The 17,354-nt window shown below is 40.9% G+C and carries 13 protein-coding genes and 1 riboswitch; all 13 genes read right to left on the bottom strand.

What is annotated here, in order from left to right; translation table 11 throughout:
- Positions 1-80: 80 nt before the first annotated feature.
- Positions 81-176: riboswitch (cyclic di-GMP riboswitch) on the bottom strand.
- Between the two features lie 54 nt (positions 177-230).
- The 13 genes from HRU23_16765 to HRU23_16705 all read right to left on the bottom strand — a co-directional run bounded on the left by HRU23_16765 (position 231) and on the right by HRU23_16705 (position 16,807).
- Positions 231-1,316, bottom strand: a complete 1,086-nt coding sequence (locus HRU23_16765) for an alginate lyase family protein (GenBank protein NRA55792.1) — start codon at positions 1,314-1,316, stop codon at positions 231-233.
- Complete coding sequence (locus HRU23_16760) at positions 1,316-2,659, bottom strand: hypothetical protein (protein NRA55791.1); 1,344 nt, start codon at positions 2,657-2,659, stop codon at positions 1,316-1,318. Before HRU23_16760 ends, HRU23_16765 begins: the two co-directional genes overlap by 1 nt.
- Before the next feature lie 4 nt (positions 2,660-2,663).
- On the bottom strand, positions 2,664-3,302 hold the full coding sequence (locus HRU23_16755; protein NRA55790.1) for an alginate O-acetyltransferase AlgF: 639 nt from the start codon (positions 3,300-3,302) through the stop codon (positions 2,664-2,666).
- Complete coding sequence (locus HRU23_16750) at positions 3,299-4,357, bottom strand: hypothetical protein (protein NRA55789.1); 1,059 nt, start codon at positions 4,355-4,357, stop codon at positions 3,299-3,301. Before HRU23_16750 ends, HRU23_16755 begins: the two co-directional genes overlap by 4 nt.
- A gap of 12 nt (positions 4,358-4,369) precedes the next feature.
- Complete coding sequence (locus HRU23_16745) at positions 4,370-5,755, bottom strand: MBOAT family protein (protein NRA55788.1); 1,386 nt, start codon at positions 5,753-5,755, stop codon at positions 4,370-4,372.
- A gap of 1 nt (position 5,756) precedes the next feature.
- Positions 5,757-7,238: a right-handed parallel beta-helix repeat-containing protein gene (locus HRU23_16740; protein ID NRA55787.1), complete on the bottom strand. Its 1,482-nt coding sequence runs from the start codon at positions 7,236-7,238 to the stop codon at positions 5,757-5,759.
- Entirely contained in the window at positions 7,238-8,578 is a 1,341-nt protein-coding gene (locus tag HRU23_16735; GenBank protein ID NRA55786.1) for an alginate export family protein, read from the bottom strand. The genes HRU23_16740 and HRU23_16735 overlap by 1 nt, the downstream gene beginning before the upstream one ends.
- Complete coding sequence (locus HRU23_16730; protein ID NRA55785.1) at positions 8,575-9,918, bottom strand: sel1 repeat family protein; 1,344 nt, start codon at positions 9,916-9,918, stop codon at positions 8,575-8,577. Before HRU23_16730 ends, HRU23_16735 begins: the two co-directional genes overlap by 4 nt.
- Before the next feature lie 23 nt (positions 9,919-9,941).
- Positions 9,942-11,075 (bottom strand): alginate biosynthesis protein Alg44, encoded by a 1,134-nt coding sequence (locus HRU23_16725; protein ID NRA55784.1) that lies wholly within the window; start codon positions 11,073-11,075, stop codon positions 9,942-9,944.
- Between the two features lie 18 nt (positions 11,076-11,093).
- Complete coding sequence (locus tag HRU23_16720; protein NRA55783.1) at positions 11,094-12,584, bottom strand: glycosyltransferase; 1,491 nt, start codon at positions 12,582-12,584, stop codon at positions 11,094-11,096.
- 2 nt (positions 12,585-12,586) lie between these two features.
- Positions 12,587-13,897: a UDP-glucose/GDP-mannose dehydrogenase family protein gene (locus HRU23_16715; GenBank protein ID NRA55782.1), complete on the bottom strand. Its 1,311-nt coding sequence runs from the start codon at positions 13,895-13,897 to the stop codon at positions 12,587-12,589.
- An 89-nt stretch (positions 13,898-13,986) separates the two neighbouring features.
- On the bottom strand, positions 13,987-15,354 hold the full coding sequence (locus HRU23_16710) for a phosphomannomutase CpsG (protein NRA55781.1): 1,368 nt from the start codon (positions 15,352-15,354) through the stop codon (positions 13,987-13,989).
- 1 nt (position 15,355) lies between these two features.
- The gene (locus HRU23_16705) at positions 15,356-16,807 is read right to left on the bottom strand and encodes a mannose-1-phosphate guanylyltransferase/mannose-6-phosphate isomerase (GenBank protein ID NRA55780.1); all 1,452 of its coding nucleotides are present in this window, start codon (positions 16,805-16,807) and stop codon (positions 15,356-15,358) included.
- Positions 16,808-17,354 lie beyond the last annotated feature (547 nt).

The following is a 17,354-nucleotide window of genomic DNA, read 5'->3' as shown; positions in this document are numbered from 1 at the left end:
ATTATCCTCGTGTTAATAATAAACGAGAAAGGCAACTACCCTATTAGCAAAAGCTAATTCGCATATTGACATGGTAGTTTATCGGCGGCCTCGCAATCATGTAATTGAATATTAATCAATCAGTTAGACCGACGGCTTTGCGTCCTAGGCTTTCACCTAGTTTGCCTTTTCTTCAAGGTAAATAAGCTAAACTACTTTGTTGTTTTAGTCAAAGTTTATTGAAATAACCTCTATTGTGTAGCGTTAAAGCTTTGCAATGAAACATTACCGCCAAGCCTTGACGATTTAAATGGTGCATATTTCTGTTCAAGCTTAATCAGCTGATTGTTCTGGTGATACTTTAAGTAAACAGGGATCCAAGCAAGCGAATAACTCGTGTAAAGCTGCTTGGTTGTTTGCTCAGGAAGGTTATGGTTATCAGCTAGATTATTAAAATCAGCGTGATTAGCCAGCCCTATCGTTACATTGTTAACCAACAAATTTATCGGGGCCGAGGGCGTAGAAATGAAATCATCACCATTACTATAGGCTAAATCTGCAATCATTACTAAGGGGATCAAAGCATAGTTATGATAGTTCAAGGCAAGAGAATTTCGTTTCAATTCATTGGGTAACAATCCATCGCTATTAAGTTGCGACATAGCACGTCGATATACATCCAGTGCCCAGCGATAATATTTATGATTATCCAACACAATGGCACTGTTCATTACAGCCCATGCCGCCCAATAGTCATGATTATTGACTTTTTTATCAGAGCGATTACTCCATTCAAGCACGGTAATGAGAGTAATTTTCTCAATCCATTGCTTCACTTTTTGTACTCCTGGCTCCTGCGAATCGAATGACGCCATCAGTGCAATATAATTAGATGAAATCGCCGCCAGTGTCCATTTTCGTACTGACTTTCCTGTGTGTTTGTCTGCCCGTCCAAGCAATGCGTTAGCCTCAGCCCAAGGCACAAGCATATCGATCATACAAGTACTAACACTAGCCGCAGAATATTTGCCACTAGCATAGCTCATTGAAAGCTTGCTTAAAGATTTTTCTAGTAACCGTATATCACTAGTTTGTTGTTTATATTTAGCGGCCCAATCTTTGTGGACTTGATCGCGAGCACGATTATTTTTATTATCCTTTGGTCCATATTTAGAATTAAATGATAGGTCATTAGTGTACGGGGTAATCATAGGCAACTGATCACAGGTATATTCCCTATTGCTCAATGAGTCAGGATATGAATAGCTAGGTATAAGTTGTTGACAGCCTGCTATTAACAGGCAACTAGCAAACATCCAAAGTCCCTTGCTTAACATTAAGAAGACTCCTGGGTGCAAACTTTAGTAATAACCTTGGCACCGACTAACTCAGGGCTCTCTACATTAATTTCCAGCGCTAAAAAATGTAAATCTTTTATCGAACGATTGCCCCCTTGATCAACTACAAAATGGCCCTCAAGCCCCTTAATACGGGAGTGCCCAATCTTATTAGCATATTGACGTCGCTCCACGTAGTGAGTTTTGATAGAAAATTCAGAAATTTTCGGATTGTCGAATGTAAACTCATATAAAACTTGGTGCTGTTTTAGCTGTTGGTAGTTTTCCCCGCCGTTATAGGCGACCATATTTGAACCAAGGGTAAGGGTCGTTGACGACTCAACAAAGGTATTGGTATCGCAGCTGGCATTTTTCATCTTTGGCAAAGCAAGAGCGAAATTATTAGCTGCAAGATCACGCACCGGATACTCCCATAATACCAATTGAGCAGGATTATTGGCAAACTCCTCAGAGTTGACATACTGGGTAATTGAGCCGACGAGTCCACCTCCGCTTACGGCATGGTTGATAATATTAATGCCAAGGAACTCACTCAGGAATCCATCGAAATTTCGTGCCGAGTTTTCTGAAAAACTGGTGCCTAATAATACCGCGTTCTGACCTTCATCTGCTCCAAATAACTTATCTTCATTATTTTCCGCCGTTGATGCTACCTGATAAAGTTTATGATATTCCTTCGGATAAGCGGTGCCGCACAGCTTAGAAAAAACTCTCTGATTATTACTGTCTAACCCATAAACTCCATGGTAGCGGCTTTCAATTTTCTTTCGCTCGTATTGCCCATATACTGGTAATTTAGCAACGTAGTCGTTAACTAATTGCGCCGCAATTCTGGATCCTTCAGGTCGCCAGTGAAAGTCGCGTTTATAATAAAGGTTGGGGATATTTGTATTAAGCATCGTTGTAAAATCAACAGTATGAATACCCGACTTTGTTAACTTGTTGACATGCTCTAAGTATTTCTGACGCGCGATCTCAAAATCATAATTCATAGAATCAGGGATTTGATGCGGATAAATCAGACTGCGATGAGGTACAGGGATCATCACTAGGGTGGTTCCTCTCTGCTTGAACAGTTTATTTATTTGCGACAGCATTGCCAGTGCCTGCGGTTCTATATCTAGATTAGGTGATATTTTATCTAGGCGAAATAGCCAGTTATCTGGTCCCTGTACCAGTCGACCAAAGTCTTGCCGCTGACTATCGCTATAAGTAGCCGGATCATCTAACTGCGAACACATTGGCGTAACATAGTCCGATTGCTGAGCGTTGCAACTCAAAGACAAGAACAGTAGCGCTGTAGTGAAAAGTGTTAATCTCATCTGGTTAAATCCTTGTATTGGTATTGCTTGGCATAATGGCTATCGCAATGCCATCTTCGCTATCAATAATCGCGATGTTATGTACGGTGTCTTTTTGTAATTGTTGAACGATTTCGCGTAATTTAATATTTTCGTAAAAGATCCCCATGTTAAGCGCTATAGCATTGATTTCACGATATCCCAGATGGTCCGGAGCAATGCTCTTAATAATCAGGGTTCGACCGTTAGTCGTTTTTAGGCTTAATTTTTTTGACGTGGAAAAATTATATAACGCCAACATAGATTTCCCTTTTTTTGTGATAGCTTGATCGGTCGTTAACACAAAGCTACCATCGGGCTTAAGTACTAGCGTATATCGCTTGCCAGCCTTGGCATTAAGGGTTATTTCTTGCTGATTTATCGCCAGTGTAAGTTGACCCGCTTTAGCACGAATATAGTCTGAAAAGTGGAAACTGGCGGTGTTAGGAACTTGCTTATTAATGGGTTGCAAAGACAAGACAACCCCACGCTCTGTTAAATTAAGTACCCTAACCAGTGCCTCATCGGCCTTAACCTGAGGGGCGTAAAGCGCTGCTTCATTAGCACTAACAATGGAACTGCTAACGATGAACATTACGCCAAGTAGTTTTAAAAAATGTTTCATACTGATTTTTCCTGTGCAAGGTTAGGACTAATAACAAGATAACGTTCTGGAATTTCCCAGATAATTAATTTAGGAGGCTGTTGCTTAAAGTCGTTCGACTGTAAGTACTCTGTCATTGGCAAGAATGGCCCTTTACCCTGTTGTGACATATCGAGAATATTAACCCCAGTATATTGCTGCAAGGCACCAACAAAATTCCATTCGTGCTTGGCGCTATAACTCGTGCCAACAAGGGTAATTGGATATTGAATATCATCAAATAAACCAACTTCGTCTAGAGATTGGGTAATAAAGGGCTTTATATTGGGATTTTTAGGGCTCAAAAACGAAAAATAGGGCTCCAACGGCAGATAATTTAATAAATCCCCCCGATATGGAGCGCTATCTTCAACTAAGGTATTAAATTTACTACTGTGCCACTCAAAGTCTCTATAGTTGCTTTGCAACTGTTGTGCGATAAATTGTGCTGCAAGCTGAGCACCTTTCGGACTCCAATGAGTATCATTTTTGACAAAAGTGGCGAGATCATTCTGAGGGATCAGAGCCGGTAATAATCCGATATGATCTATCTGATTTTTCTCAAGCCACTCTGAGAAAAATCTATATCGTGCGTTGGCATGTTCGGGTAGTGCCTGTGGCAAATATTCAGAATACACCCTTGCTTTCGACGGCACTATAGACACAACCAGCCTAGCACCATGTTGCTCTATCTGCTGACGTGCCTGCTCAATTGTAGCTAAACGCTGCATCACTTCATCCGCGTTACTTGGGGTATTATTTAATTCTTCGCTGGTGAACAACCAATTATTATGACCAACAATTACTCCACTATCCCCCTGATTAAATAGGAAAAAATTGGCAGCCGCCCACAAATTTATCGCAAACTGGCGCGCCAGAAAACTCTGATTATATTGTTGTTCAATCCCACTAAACTGCTGACCATTAGTCCAACTGAGTTGCGGATTAACCGTTATTTTATTCCAATCAAGATGACTCAATAGAGTGAACGTTAAGGTCAACCCAATAAAGCCAAAAGCATTTATTTGTCTATACATGGTTAATTAATCCTAAAATTGAAAGTACAGAAAGGGTGAATAGCTTTGTGCCGATAGTTTCAATATTGAAAGCGTAAATAGCGGCAATAACAAATAACTGGCTGTTTTACGTAATTTAAGTTGAAACCGACGTTTTATTTTGGGCAAAAAACCCGCAACCAACACAGTGGTATAGGCCAATATCAGCATAGCCTGTTCCATCGAACTCATTGACTGCGCGACTTCAGATCTGAGACCGTTAAAACCAAACATGGCTTTATAGATGCCAACGGCAGCGCCGACAGATTCGGCACGAAACATCACCCAGCCTAAAATTATAATCAGCAGGGTCATCAGCCAGGCCAGCGGGTTAAAAAATTTATAGTGTCCCAGACCTAGTTTTTTTTCGATAGCCAGCCACGCACCATGCCAAGCTCCCCAGAGTAAAAATGTCCAGTTTGCACCGTGCCAGAAACCTCCTAGCAGCATAGTTAAGAACAGATTTCTATAGGTTGTTAGCGTGCCTTTACGATTACCCCCTAAAGGAATGTATAGGTAATCTCTGAGCCAGCTCGACAAGCTTATATGCCAACGACGCCAGAACTCAGTAATACTTTGGCTAATGTAAGGTTGATTAAAATTATTGATAAAACGAAAGCCGATCATTAACCCCAGTCCTATTGCCATATCACTATAACCAGAAAAGTCAAAATACAGCTGTGCGGTATAGGCTAGTGCCCCGGTCCAGGCGTCGATTAATCCCGGTGAACTAAGGGAAAAACTTGCATCAACGATTGGCGCGATGGAATCGGCAATAAACACTTTCTTAATAAAGCCAACCATAAACCAGCTGCAGCCCTGGCCAAATTTATTCCAACTATGAGTACGCTCACTAAATTGATCCGCCAAATCTTTATAACGCAACACTGGACCGGCGATAAGCTGAGGAAACAAAGCAACAAAAGCTGCAAAATCGATTATGTTTTTAGTGACTGGCGCATCTTTGCGATAAACATCGACGATATAACTGATCGACTGAAATATATAAAAAGAGATACCAATCGGTAAAATAACATGCAAAAGATTAAAAGGAGCAACCCCAGTCGTGGTTAGAAGGGTATTAAAGCTATCAACGCCAAAGTTGGCGTACTTGAAGTACCCCAGCACCAATAAATTGCCCAACACGCCACCAGTAAGCCACTTTTTAGCGGCGCAGTCTTGTGACACTTTAAGACCAATGAAATAATTAAAGCCTGTGACCACAACAAACAACAATAAAAAATCTATTCGCCACCAAGCATAAAATGCATAACTTGCCGCTAAAATAACCCCATTTTTATACCTGTCGGCGCTCATATAATAAATAGCCAAAAACAGCGGCAGGAAGCTAAACATAAAAATATTCGATGAAAAAACCACCTTATTGTTCCTTATCACTAAAACGAATAGCTTGTTTGTGGTTTAACAATCCCTGCAATATTTCGGTATTATAAGGAGCATACCCCCCACCAAATAGTGGTGTACTGGCGCCATCAGTCGCTTTTATGACCATTCCTGAAATTAAAAGCGGGTGAACCTTTTCCCCACTTAGAACTCCCGATTTATTCTCTAGCACATAGTCGCCAATAGTAGAAAAACTCACTTTCTTGACATACGGATCTAGTACTAAATCGCGTTCCTTACCATTAGGATCAGCGGTATAAATATAAAAAGCCAGCTGGCCGTTGTTTTTTATTACATTTTTTGCTGATATTACGTTCTGACTGTTGCGAACCCGCACACCATGCTTTCCATTATTGCTAACAACATTGCCATAAATGAGGACATCAGGGCTCTCAAATAGGGTTATACCATCGCCCTTGTTATTATAAGAATGGTTATAGGCGATGATGTTATTTTTGCTCTGTCGATCTAATACGATGCCGTGGCGTGCGTTCTCATAGGATTTATTATTAAAAATCCAGCTATCCTCGACCCCTCTAGACACAATAATTCCGTGCCGCTCTCTGGTTTTATATGTGGTATTTCTAGCGATAATCAATCGCTTAGAGTAATCATGAGGATCAATAGCATAAACAATATTGTCGTAATAGGTATTACCGAGGATCACAGAGTCTTCCGCTTCGTGAGAATAAAAACCGTAGTAAATATCTTCAAAGAGATTGTCGATAAACCAACCATTTGGATTACCATGCACCACTTCCTTATATTGTTCTGGCACTCCTGTTAGTGAAATACCGTAGGATTTTGCCTGAGAGTAACCTAGTTGTTTAAAGGTAGAACTAGCGAGATAAGTCTCTGACTTGCCCTGTCCGGTAATAAAGGGACGAAAGTTCTTTTTATAGACATAGTAAGCTGGTTCATTTTTAATCTCATTCCAACCAATAATTTGGCTTTCAATAATAAACAAACTGCCAGCGTTAAGTATGAAAGCTCCTTTAGTTTGACTTAACAATAATTTACTGGCCTCAGTATCCTTACTGATGATTAGAGTCGCGCCATGAGTAACCACGATTGGTAAGCGGCTAATATAGGTACCATCTGATTTCAATTCAAAGTATAGGGGGTCAATAGTTTCAGCAATATCAGATAACCGAGCAACACCGTCCCTAACCACTATAGCCTGTGGAAAACCCGTTTGACGCTTGACCCACTCCATGGCCCTAACGCCATTAGTAAAGTGTTGAAATTCAGTAATATCAAATATTTTTTCCACGTTAATTTGTGGTGGCATATTGTCCTTAGGCAGATGTTTTTTTACCCACTGCAGGTTATATTTAGAAATATCAGGCAATTGAGGTGCCATAACCTCAGGTGCACTAGCTTGCAGTGGCAACAGGGTTATCTGTTGCGCCTGGCAAAGTGATGCTAGCAAGGTGAAAATGAATAATAATTTTTTCATCAGAAGTTTAATCTCCAATCTAGCACCGCCCGATACCTTTGGTTATCAACACTACTGCCGTAGGCATCGCCGGGCCAAAAGCTGGATAAACGAAATTGTATCGAACTGCTATTTAATAAAGCATTTGGTAGTTTTGGGGTGAATTCGACCACTAAATCAGCAGCAATACCTAACTCGTCACGACCAGGAACTAATGATGCCTCGACTGCTGAGCTGCCTATATCCAAATCAGTATTAATCCTGTTGAACTTGTTTAATAACAAGTTCACCTTAACTTCTGGTGCTAGCTGCATGCCTAGGTAAACGCCTAATACTCGGATATTGGATAATTCAGGCCGATAGGCTTCGTTGTATCGGCTAAATGCACGCATATTAGAAACAAGCTTAGCCTTATTACTTTGCAGTCCACTCTGGAAAAATCGCCCTTCGGTATCTTGGCTATTATTGTCTGAAGTTTGTGCAAACTGAAGGCCAACGACAGGCTGATATAGATAATTAGCCTGAACTGATATATCTCCTTGAACTAACCATCCTTTTACCTTTTTCTTATCAACACCATCAGCATTTAAATAGCTGATATCACCCTGTTGATAAACATACTGGGCATTATAATTGATGATCATATCATCGCTTAATTGAGTTGAACCGTGTGGGCGTACACCTAGCCATGCAACTTTAGGATCGCTAGGATCATATGCTTCAGCCGTGGTGCTTAATTTCGCCATAGAGCTATGATCATTGAGGTAACTGAAATTAACATCGATAAATTGCTGATACTTCCAGTGCCATGAAGTCGTTGCTAATAGACGTAATAAGTCGTGATTCCGGTATTTATAGTCACTATTGTCGGTTCTAAAGCTGCTAACTTGCTCGCCAATAGCAATAAAACCACTAAACAAACTGCGTTCTATATTTAATGACGCAGAAGTGAAATTTCGGTCCCACCACAAACCACTGCCATCCCGCAAACGCTTGCGTCCTAAGGTTGCGCTGACGCCAGGATATATCAGGTTGTCAGCTTTAAAGTACAACTGCTGCAATTCAAGATAATGTTTAGCAGATTGTCCCCCCTGCTCTGGCTCAAGATTAATGGTATCTGTTGAGTAAAACCCCCGGGCCTTAACAAAGAAAGATTGCTCAGCGGATAATTGATATTGGCCTTGGGCATTAAGTTGCAAATAGCCGTTGCGACGCTCACCATCGTTATAAAAGCCTAACTCCTTGTCACTTTGTTGAATATAGCCAACATTAGCACCTAAACGATGTTGCCATGACGAGGCGCAAGCGCTGCCTGCTAGGCTTAAGTAAATCAAGCCAAGCAAAGATTGCTTGTAGGTCATATTTGTTGATCCTTGTTGTTATTTATTTGCGACGCCAGGCGCTTATTTAGCTCTCGCTGCGCTTGGGCAGTAGCCTCTGCCATTCCCAGTTCAGAAATATGAAACTTCTGTTTAAACAGTGCTAACTTTTCTGCGTTTATTTTCGATAATAACTGATATTTGGTAGCTGCAATAAGATCAACTTTTATACCCCTGCCGCCGCTGTAAATTTTACTTAATTGTCTGTCAGCCCGTTTAAATCCGCTCAGTGCAGACTTACCAAGATATGCCAGAGCTTTTGGGTAATGCGGTTCACCTAAAAATCCTTCGCTATAAAGTGCGCCTAGCAGGAAATTTATATAGGGAGATGATTGCGGTATCGCAAGTAACAATTTTTCTGCCCGCCATGGATCTTGAATAGTTTGAATACCATAAAGGTAAATTTCTGCCTCAAGGGCATAACAATCAAGGTCTCCGGCAACCTTCCCTTCCAAGATAACGGCAATAACATCAGAAAAATCTTTACCGATAGTAGGTTTATTTAAATACAATTTCGCCAAGTAGAAATAGGCGTGTGCGTCGGTTTTAGCAAGCCAATGGAATAATACATCCGCATTATGGCTGCTCCAGCTAACCAAGGTGCCATCAGCTATTTTTTTTGCAATTTTTAATCCGACATTTTTAGCGCTGGCATTATTGCTTGCTTTGAGCAGCTGATATACTTGTTCAAAGGTTCCCAAATCAGGCTGCTGGTTATATAACACGGACAGTCCATACAAGGCCTTTTCATAGCGTTTAGTCGCACACAGGTAGTAACCTTTTGCTTGCTGGCCACTAAGCTGAGGTGCTTGACCGTTAGTGTACATTTCAGCAAATAGATAACATGCTTCTGGCTGGCCTTGCTGAGCTTTTGCTAGTGCAATAACCAAGTACTTTTCCGGTATCGAATAGTCATGGTCAGATGCGAGTAGCTTAACCAAATCCTTGATAGCAGCATCATAACCTTGGTCGATAAGTCGTAATATAAGCTTGCTACCCTGTATTACATCTCTAACGTTAGGATCTTGGCTAAAAGCCAGTAGCCGGGCGCGTTTAAGTTGTGCAGATAGATCTCCACTAGCGGCGGCTTCGCTCAACCAGATGAGTGCTTGATGATCATTTCCTTGTTGTTGATATAACTGCGCTAGTTTTCTTTGCGCTTTTGGTAGGCCAAATTTAGCCAAGTATTGATAATGAGTATAGGCTTCGCGCTCCTTCCCCTCACTCAATAACCTGTCGGCGATCCCTTCATCATACTGGATCGCTGAACAGCCACCGAGCAAGATGAGGGGCAGGCAGGCGCTAACTGTTTTTTTGATCATTAGTCTTATCCTGGCAGCGTCATTTATAGCCATGAGCTTAGGTAGGTTTGGGCAAATTTAGAACTGGCAATGACCTTAACGGGTTTATTAATATCATTAAGTCCAATCGATTTACTCGTAGTGATCAACACTGTAACGTCTTGATCTTTTCCTTCTACAGTCAATTTATCAATTTTACCTTCAACAAATTCACCATCCACTTCACCAAGATTTTTTAGTACTACAGATTGACCTACTTGCAGAGATTCGGCATCTTTAAAGCTGAATTTTGCACTAATAAATGGACGGCTGCTATTACTGATTAGGGTGAAAGTCGGGTCACCTTTTTGCAGGAATTGACCATAAATGCCGTTGACGCTGAGGATTTTACAGTCACAAGGACTGCTAATTGAACCATTGATCTTAGTTTGCTTTAGTGATTTGGCCAAAATATCTTGTGTTTCTTGTGGTAAGTTGCTGGTTTCAGCTTCAAGTTCAACCCCGCTAAAAGTCGCTAACAGCTGTCCCTTGCTAACAGATATCAAACCTTTGCTTACCAACGGCTCTAGATTACCGGCTTTTGGCATGCTCAAGGTATGTGATTCAGCGGTAACCATCGCAGTTTTTGAACTTTGTACGAAATACATACCAAATAATTTTAGACTAACGAAAGTCAGTGCCGACAATCCAATAACTAAAAATATCAGGCTACCAACCATAGACTTCACTCTTTCTAATTTGTTAGTGGCCACCAATTGTTTTTTATTTCTTGCGTCAGTATGATTTTCCCGACTCAGAGTATTGATAATATCGCCAGTTGCCAGCAGTTCTCCGCTTAAGAAAGCGGTGATAATATAACGAAGAGCCGAACTGAATCTTTTATCAACATTTTGAAAAGTACAACCTATATTGTTATTAGGTAGTTGCGTTAAGGTATTGAATTCGACGCTGTAACTAAAATCAAAACCATCAATAGTTAGCGACAATTGTCCTTTGTAGAGTTTGTTCGGCTCAATTTCCTTGCTGCTGTTCTCAAGGCTAAAACCTCCAGCCGACATATCCTGTACTTTAAATTCTTTCTTATTAATACTTAGTGTCGCAGGAATTTTAACCCGAGAAAATTGGCGTTGCACCTCGGTTTCGTGTACGACATTAAGATTTTTAATTGCTTGACTCATTTCTATAATTCCAAATTATTAAACTAGTGCAAAAATAGCAGCGGCAAATACACTGACACTGGCAAAGGTTACGGCTCTTGATGACCACAGGTTAAACAGACGCTGGTAAGAAGCAGGATCTGCACTTAACTTGGTCGGTTGTCTGGTCCATGACTGTCTATCTAGCCTGAAAAAGACATATATTTTCATGATGGCACCTACAATTTGGTTGTAATACAATATCATAGGATAGGCTGGTCCAATTTTATGCCCGCCAGCCAATAGGGTTAGGGTGATTAGGCCGCGGGTGATCATTATCCAAATAAAATAGATCACGCTGTATATAATTGAATATTTCAGTGCCGCGACAATAGCGACCGATAACCCAAGCAAACTGGTCCACATCGAGATGCGCTGATCGTTAACTACATAGAAGGCAAACCAACCTAGCTTTTTAGGCCCAAGTTTCACCGCACGACTGTTTTGGCGTGAACTATTACCATACCAACGATACATTAATTGGCGAGAAGACTTGATAAAGCTACGGTTAGGCGGATGCTCTATGGTTGTTACCATGGCATCTGGTACATAGAAGGTATCTAGTCCCATTTTCATAATACTGAACCAGCTTGATTTGTCGTCACCAGTCAGAAATCTAAAACGACCTAAACGCCAATGATCAATATTATCGAGTTGTACATCGTCAATAAACATCGGGTTAGTCACCACACTAGCTCTAAACACTGACATTCTGCCAGTCAAGGTCAGTACTCGATTAGACAGGGCCATAGAACACATATTGATATGGCGTTGACCAAACCTGAGTTTGTGCCATTCGCTCATGATGTAGGAACCCTTGACTTCACACACTTCGTTCGTTGTCAGAGCAGCCATTTTAGGTCGAAGTTTAAACAGGGCAGCTGTTTTACGGACACAGCCTTGCTCTAGTATGGTATCACCATCAACCACCGCTACAACGGCATCATCATCAGGTAGGTCGCGACTAATAGCCCGAAAACCTGCGGCCAATGCATCTCGTTTTCCGGTACCTGAAATACGAACAATTTTCAGCTTGACCGAATCAGGTAGTTGATGTTTATTAAATAGCGAACGAATTAATATTTCATCGCTTAATTCAACAATAGAAACAACAACAGTGCACGGAATATCGCATGTTTTTGCCTCGCTAAACACCGCATTATAAACTGAAGCCGTTGTATCGGGCTCAATTCGAAAACTAGTCACCATTAAATAAACATGGGGTGGCATTGCATCCTGCCCCATACGGTCAGCCTGTCTACGCAACGTAGGAAATACCCAGTGCAGAAACCACATCCCCCTGATAAAATGAATAATGCCATTCGAGTAACGCCAAGTACCAATGATGCCCATAATAAAAATAAATTTTTCTGATTCAGGTAGAAAAACATCTCGTGGCACCAGTATAACGAGCCCTCCTAAGGTGGCTAAAAATAACAACCACCCTGAAAAATCTCTAATTTTTGACTGATTAAAAATTTTATTCAGCATAATTACCAACAAATTCCATGTTTATAATCACAAGAAACTTGATCCATGAAACCGAACAGATCGACAAGTTTTTTGCCGGCAGGCAAGTTTTCCAACACCTTAGCAAAAGCTTTATTGCCGTTGCCTACTATTATGATGTCGCCGTGATCGACCGCGCTTTGCAAGTCGCTTTCGAGCAGGCTGGAAACATGTGGGATATGGGAATTGATATATTCCTTGTTAGCACCATTAACACGTGCATATTCAACGTATTGATCATAGATTTTCAGATCATAACCTTTACCTATAAGCTGTTCTGCCAGTTCAACAAAAGGGCTCTCTCGTAGATCATCAGTTTCGGCTTTAAAGCTTAATCCGAGCATGGTGATCTTGCGCTGATTTAGCTTCTTGATTATGTTAAAGGCATTATCAATCTGGTTGCGATTACTCACCATTAGCTGATTTAACATAGGAATCTTCACATCAAGAGACGACGCACGATATGTCAGGGCTTTAACATCTTTAGGCAAACAAGAACCGCCATAGGCAAAACCAGGGCGCATGTAATAATTGGAAATATTCAGCTTTTTATCTTTACAGACTACTTCCATAACCTCTCGGCCATCAACTCCAAGTGCGCGCGAAATATTGCCGATTTCATTGGCAAAAGTCACTTTGGTGGCATGCCATACGTTACAAGTATATTTAATCATTTCAGCCACTTCGATCGGCTTACGGATGATCTCGGCATCCAAATCCTGATATAACGAAGCCAATACCGCACCAGACTCGTCATCCATTTGTCCGATGACCGTCATTGGCGGGTTGTAAAAATCAAATATCGCGGTACTTTCGCGCAAGAATTCCGGATTGGTTGCCACGAAAAAATCACGCCCGGCTATACGACCCGACGCTTTTTCTAATGCCGGAATCACCACATTCTGCACGGTGCCAGGCAGCACGGTACTACGCACTACCACATAATGTGGCCGAGTTTTGTCAGCTAAAGCAGTGCCGATATCATGACATACCGACTCGATGTAATTTAGATCCAAATTGCCATTAGCCATCGAAGGTGTGCCTACACAAATCATCGATATTTCACTATTTTTAACCGCTGAAATGGCATCAGTCGTTGCTTTTAAGTTACCTGAGGTGACGCCATTGGTGATCAGTTCTTCCAGTCCTGGTTCAACAATCGGAGATCTTCCTGCATTGATTAGATCAACCTTATCTTGTGAAATATCAACACCAATAATGTTATGGCCATTTTTTGATAAACAGGCAGAGCAAACTGCACCTACATAACCCATACCAAAAATACTAATATCCAATTTATTCTCCATTAACGGGCATTGCCCGATTTTTATCAATTATGTTAGCCACAACACCCAGTGTTATGGATTTATTGCTAATAGTCAGGTTAAGCCTGATTAAGCAGCTCGACTAGCTCTTGGGTTTTTTGTTCCATCAACTTTTGATCCTGGCGACTTTCGACATTGAGCCTGATCACAGGCTCAGTATTGGACTGGCGCAAATTAAAACGCCATTGGGGGAATTCAATGCTAATGCCATCTGTGTTATCAACCCTAATAGCACCGGGACGATAAAGCGCATCTATCGCTTTAAGCGCCTTGCTGGGATCGGATAGCTTGAGATTAATTTCTCCCGATGAAGGAAACAATTTCATTCTTAAGTCAACCAACTGCGACAATGTTTTTTTACTGCTACTCACCAATCCAGCCACTAACAACCAAGGGATCATTCCGCTATCGCAATAGGAAAAATCTCTAAAATAATGATGAGCACTCATTTCACCGCCATAAATAGCATCTTCTTTACGCATTCTTTCTTTGATAAACGCATGACCTGTTTTAGATTGAATAGCGATACCGCCCGCAGATTCGACTAACTCCCTGGTGTTCCAGGTTAGACGGGGATCATGAATAATTTTTGAACCTGGTGCATCGGCTAAAAATGCCTGAGCGAGTAAGCCAACAATATAGTACCCCTCGATAAAGCCGCCGTTTTCATCAAATAAGAAACAACGGTCGAAATCACCGTCCCACGCAATGCCAAAATCAGCATTATTTTTAATTACTGCCTCTGCAGTTACGGCGCGATTTTGTGGCAAAATTGGATTTGGAATACCGTTGGGGAATTTACCGTCTGCCTGATGATTAATTTTAGTAAAACGGATCGGAATGTTTTTTTGGCTAAAACACTGCTCCAATGCATCGATAACGTGTCCAGCAGCACCGTTTCCGGCATTAACCACCAAATGTAACGGAGTGATTACATTAGGCTTTATATAAGTAAGTAAATGCTCAATATAGGGCTCAAGTATGTTGCATTGACTTAAATTGCCACGGCTCGATGCTAGCTTAAAGTTATTCTGCTCAGCCAAGGCTTTAATCTGATTTAACCCAGTATCGCCACTAATCGGAATGGCACCCCGCTTGACCAATTTCATCCCGTTAAAGTCGATAGGGTTATGACTGGCTGTAATTTCAATAGCACCATCTATATCTAAATGTTGGGCGGAAAAATAGACTTCTTCAGTACCAGTCATTCCCAAATCGATCACATTAACACCAGAGTCCATCAACCCATTAGCTAATGCTAACTTCAATGATTCGCTAGTGAGCCGAATATCTGCCCCTATCGCCACCGTGGTAGGATTAAGGTATTTCGCGAAAGCACAGCCAATTGAGTAAGCGATTTTTTCGTTTAATTCACTCCCCAGTCGCCCACGAATGTCATAGGCTTTAAAGCAGGTTAAGTTAGTCATTTTAAGCCTCCGCTACTCTGGTTGCTTCAACGACCTTAACACTTCGCCCATAACGATCTTCAAAACGCACAATGTCGTCTTCACCAAGATAGCCACCAGATTGTACTTCGATCAACTCAAGGTTGATTTTGCCGGGGTTTTCTAACGCATGTATTTCACCAACAGGAATATAGGTCGATTCATTTTCACAAACTAATTTGTTAGTATTGCCACACGTGACCTTAGCCATGCCTTTAACAACTATCCAGTGTTCTGCCCGGTGATGATGCATTTGTACTGAGAGTTTTGCACCGGGCTTGACGACAATGCGCTTAACCTGAAAACGTGAACCACTGTCGATCGAATCATAATATCCCCACGGACGGTAAACATGACGATGATGTTTAATTTCGTAACGGCCCTTATCTTTAAGTTCTGCTACAATATCTTTAATCCCTTGCACCTTGCTTCTATCTGCAATCAACAATGCATCTTTTGTTTCTACAATAACAAGATTATCTACACCGAGAGTGGTAATTAGTTTTTGATTTGAATGTATATAAGAATTTGTACTATCTGTGGCAATTACATCACCAACGCAGACATTATTATTGCTGTCTTTGTCACTTATTTCCCAGAGCGAATTCCAACAACCTACATCACTCCAGCCAGCGACTAAGGGAATAAGTTTGACCTGAGATGATTTTTCCATCACAGCATAATCGATAGAAATACTAGGTGAGGCGCGAAACGCATCGGCTTGTAATCTGACAAAATCCAAGTCAACTTCAGAATTTAATACGGCATTTTGACAAGCCTGCAATAGCTCGGGCTGGTGTTTTTCTAGTTCAGAGATTATCCGAGTCGCCTTAAACAAAAACATCCCGCTATTCCAGTAATAATCGCCAGAATCTAGATAGCTTTGGGCTGTCACCGTATCTGGTTTTTCAACAAAACTCGACACTTCCAGAATGACAGCGCTGTTATTTTGGTTGGTTTTAATATAACCATAACCAGTATGAGCACTCTCAGGTACAATACCAAAGGTCAGTATATTACCCTCTATTGCAGATTGACTGGCTGATTTTATAGCCTGTTCAAAGGCTGAGATATCTTTAATTTCATGGTCCGCTGCCAATACCAGAATTAATGAATCCTGAGTCATTTTTTCCTGGGCATAAAGAGAGGCAGCAGCTATTGCAGGAGCCGTGTCTCTGGCGGCAGGTTCGAGAATAATTTTCGCATTATCTAGTCCTATTTCCTGAAGTTGCTCAGCAACAATAAATCGATGTTCCTCATTGCACACGATAATTGGCGCACTAATATTAGAAATATTTTTCAACCGAGTCAGAGTACTTTGCAACATGCTTTGATTGTTTATCAATCTAAGGAACTGTTTAGGGCGTAGAGTACGCGATAACGGCCATAATCTTGAGCCACTTCCACCAGCTAAAATTACTGGAATAATATTCATAATTTAAATCCTTTTTTATATATGTAGTTTTAGCTAGTAATTCAGGGGCCAATTTAAAATAACCGCGTTATAAACAGCGTTATAATTATTTCTGCTTTGTTATTTTCCATTCTATTCAAGGATAACTAGAGCGCTTATCTACCTAATAAATGGTATTGCAAGCCGTCAACCAACTCTTACTTCTGACAAATAAGTTAAAGTAATATTCGCGGCGTACGATATAACAAGGGAAGATGATGTGGTACGTCACTTCAGGAAAAAGAACTGACAAAAAACGAAAAAACACAAACAAAGCAACAACCTAAAATCTTTCATTTCGTGTAATGACATAACGATTTCGCTTTATGACGACTTTACGAACGTTTCCTGATATTTTGATACGATGTTTTAATTTGGGGACTATAAGTAATACCAATTCCGATAATTAACTGATCATTCTTAACGGTTAAAACAAATGATAACCGCGTTATTTATTTTCTATGTAGAATGACTACAGACGTATATAAATGCCTTGTTCTCATCCGTTTTCCCTTGTTAATAAATTGCC

This window comes from Gammaproteobacteria bacterium, assembly GCA_013214945.1.
Classification (GTDB): Bacteria; Pseudomonadota; Gammaproteobacteria; order Enterobacterales; family Psychrobiaceae; genus Psychrobium.
Note: the sequence above shows the minus strand (reverse complement) of the source record. Positions and strands in the feature narration are given on the sequence as shown.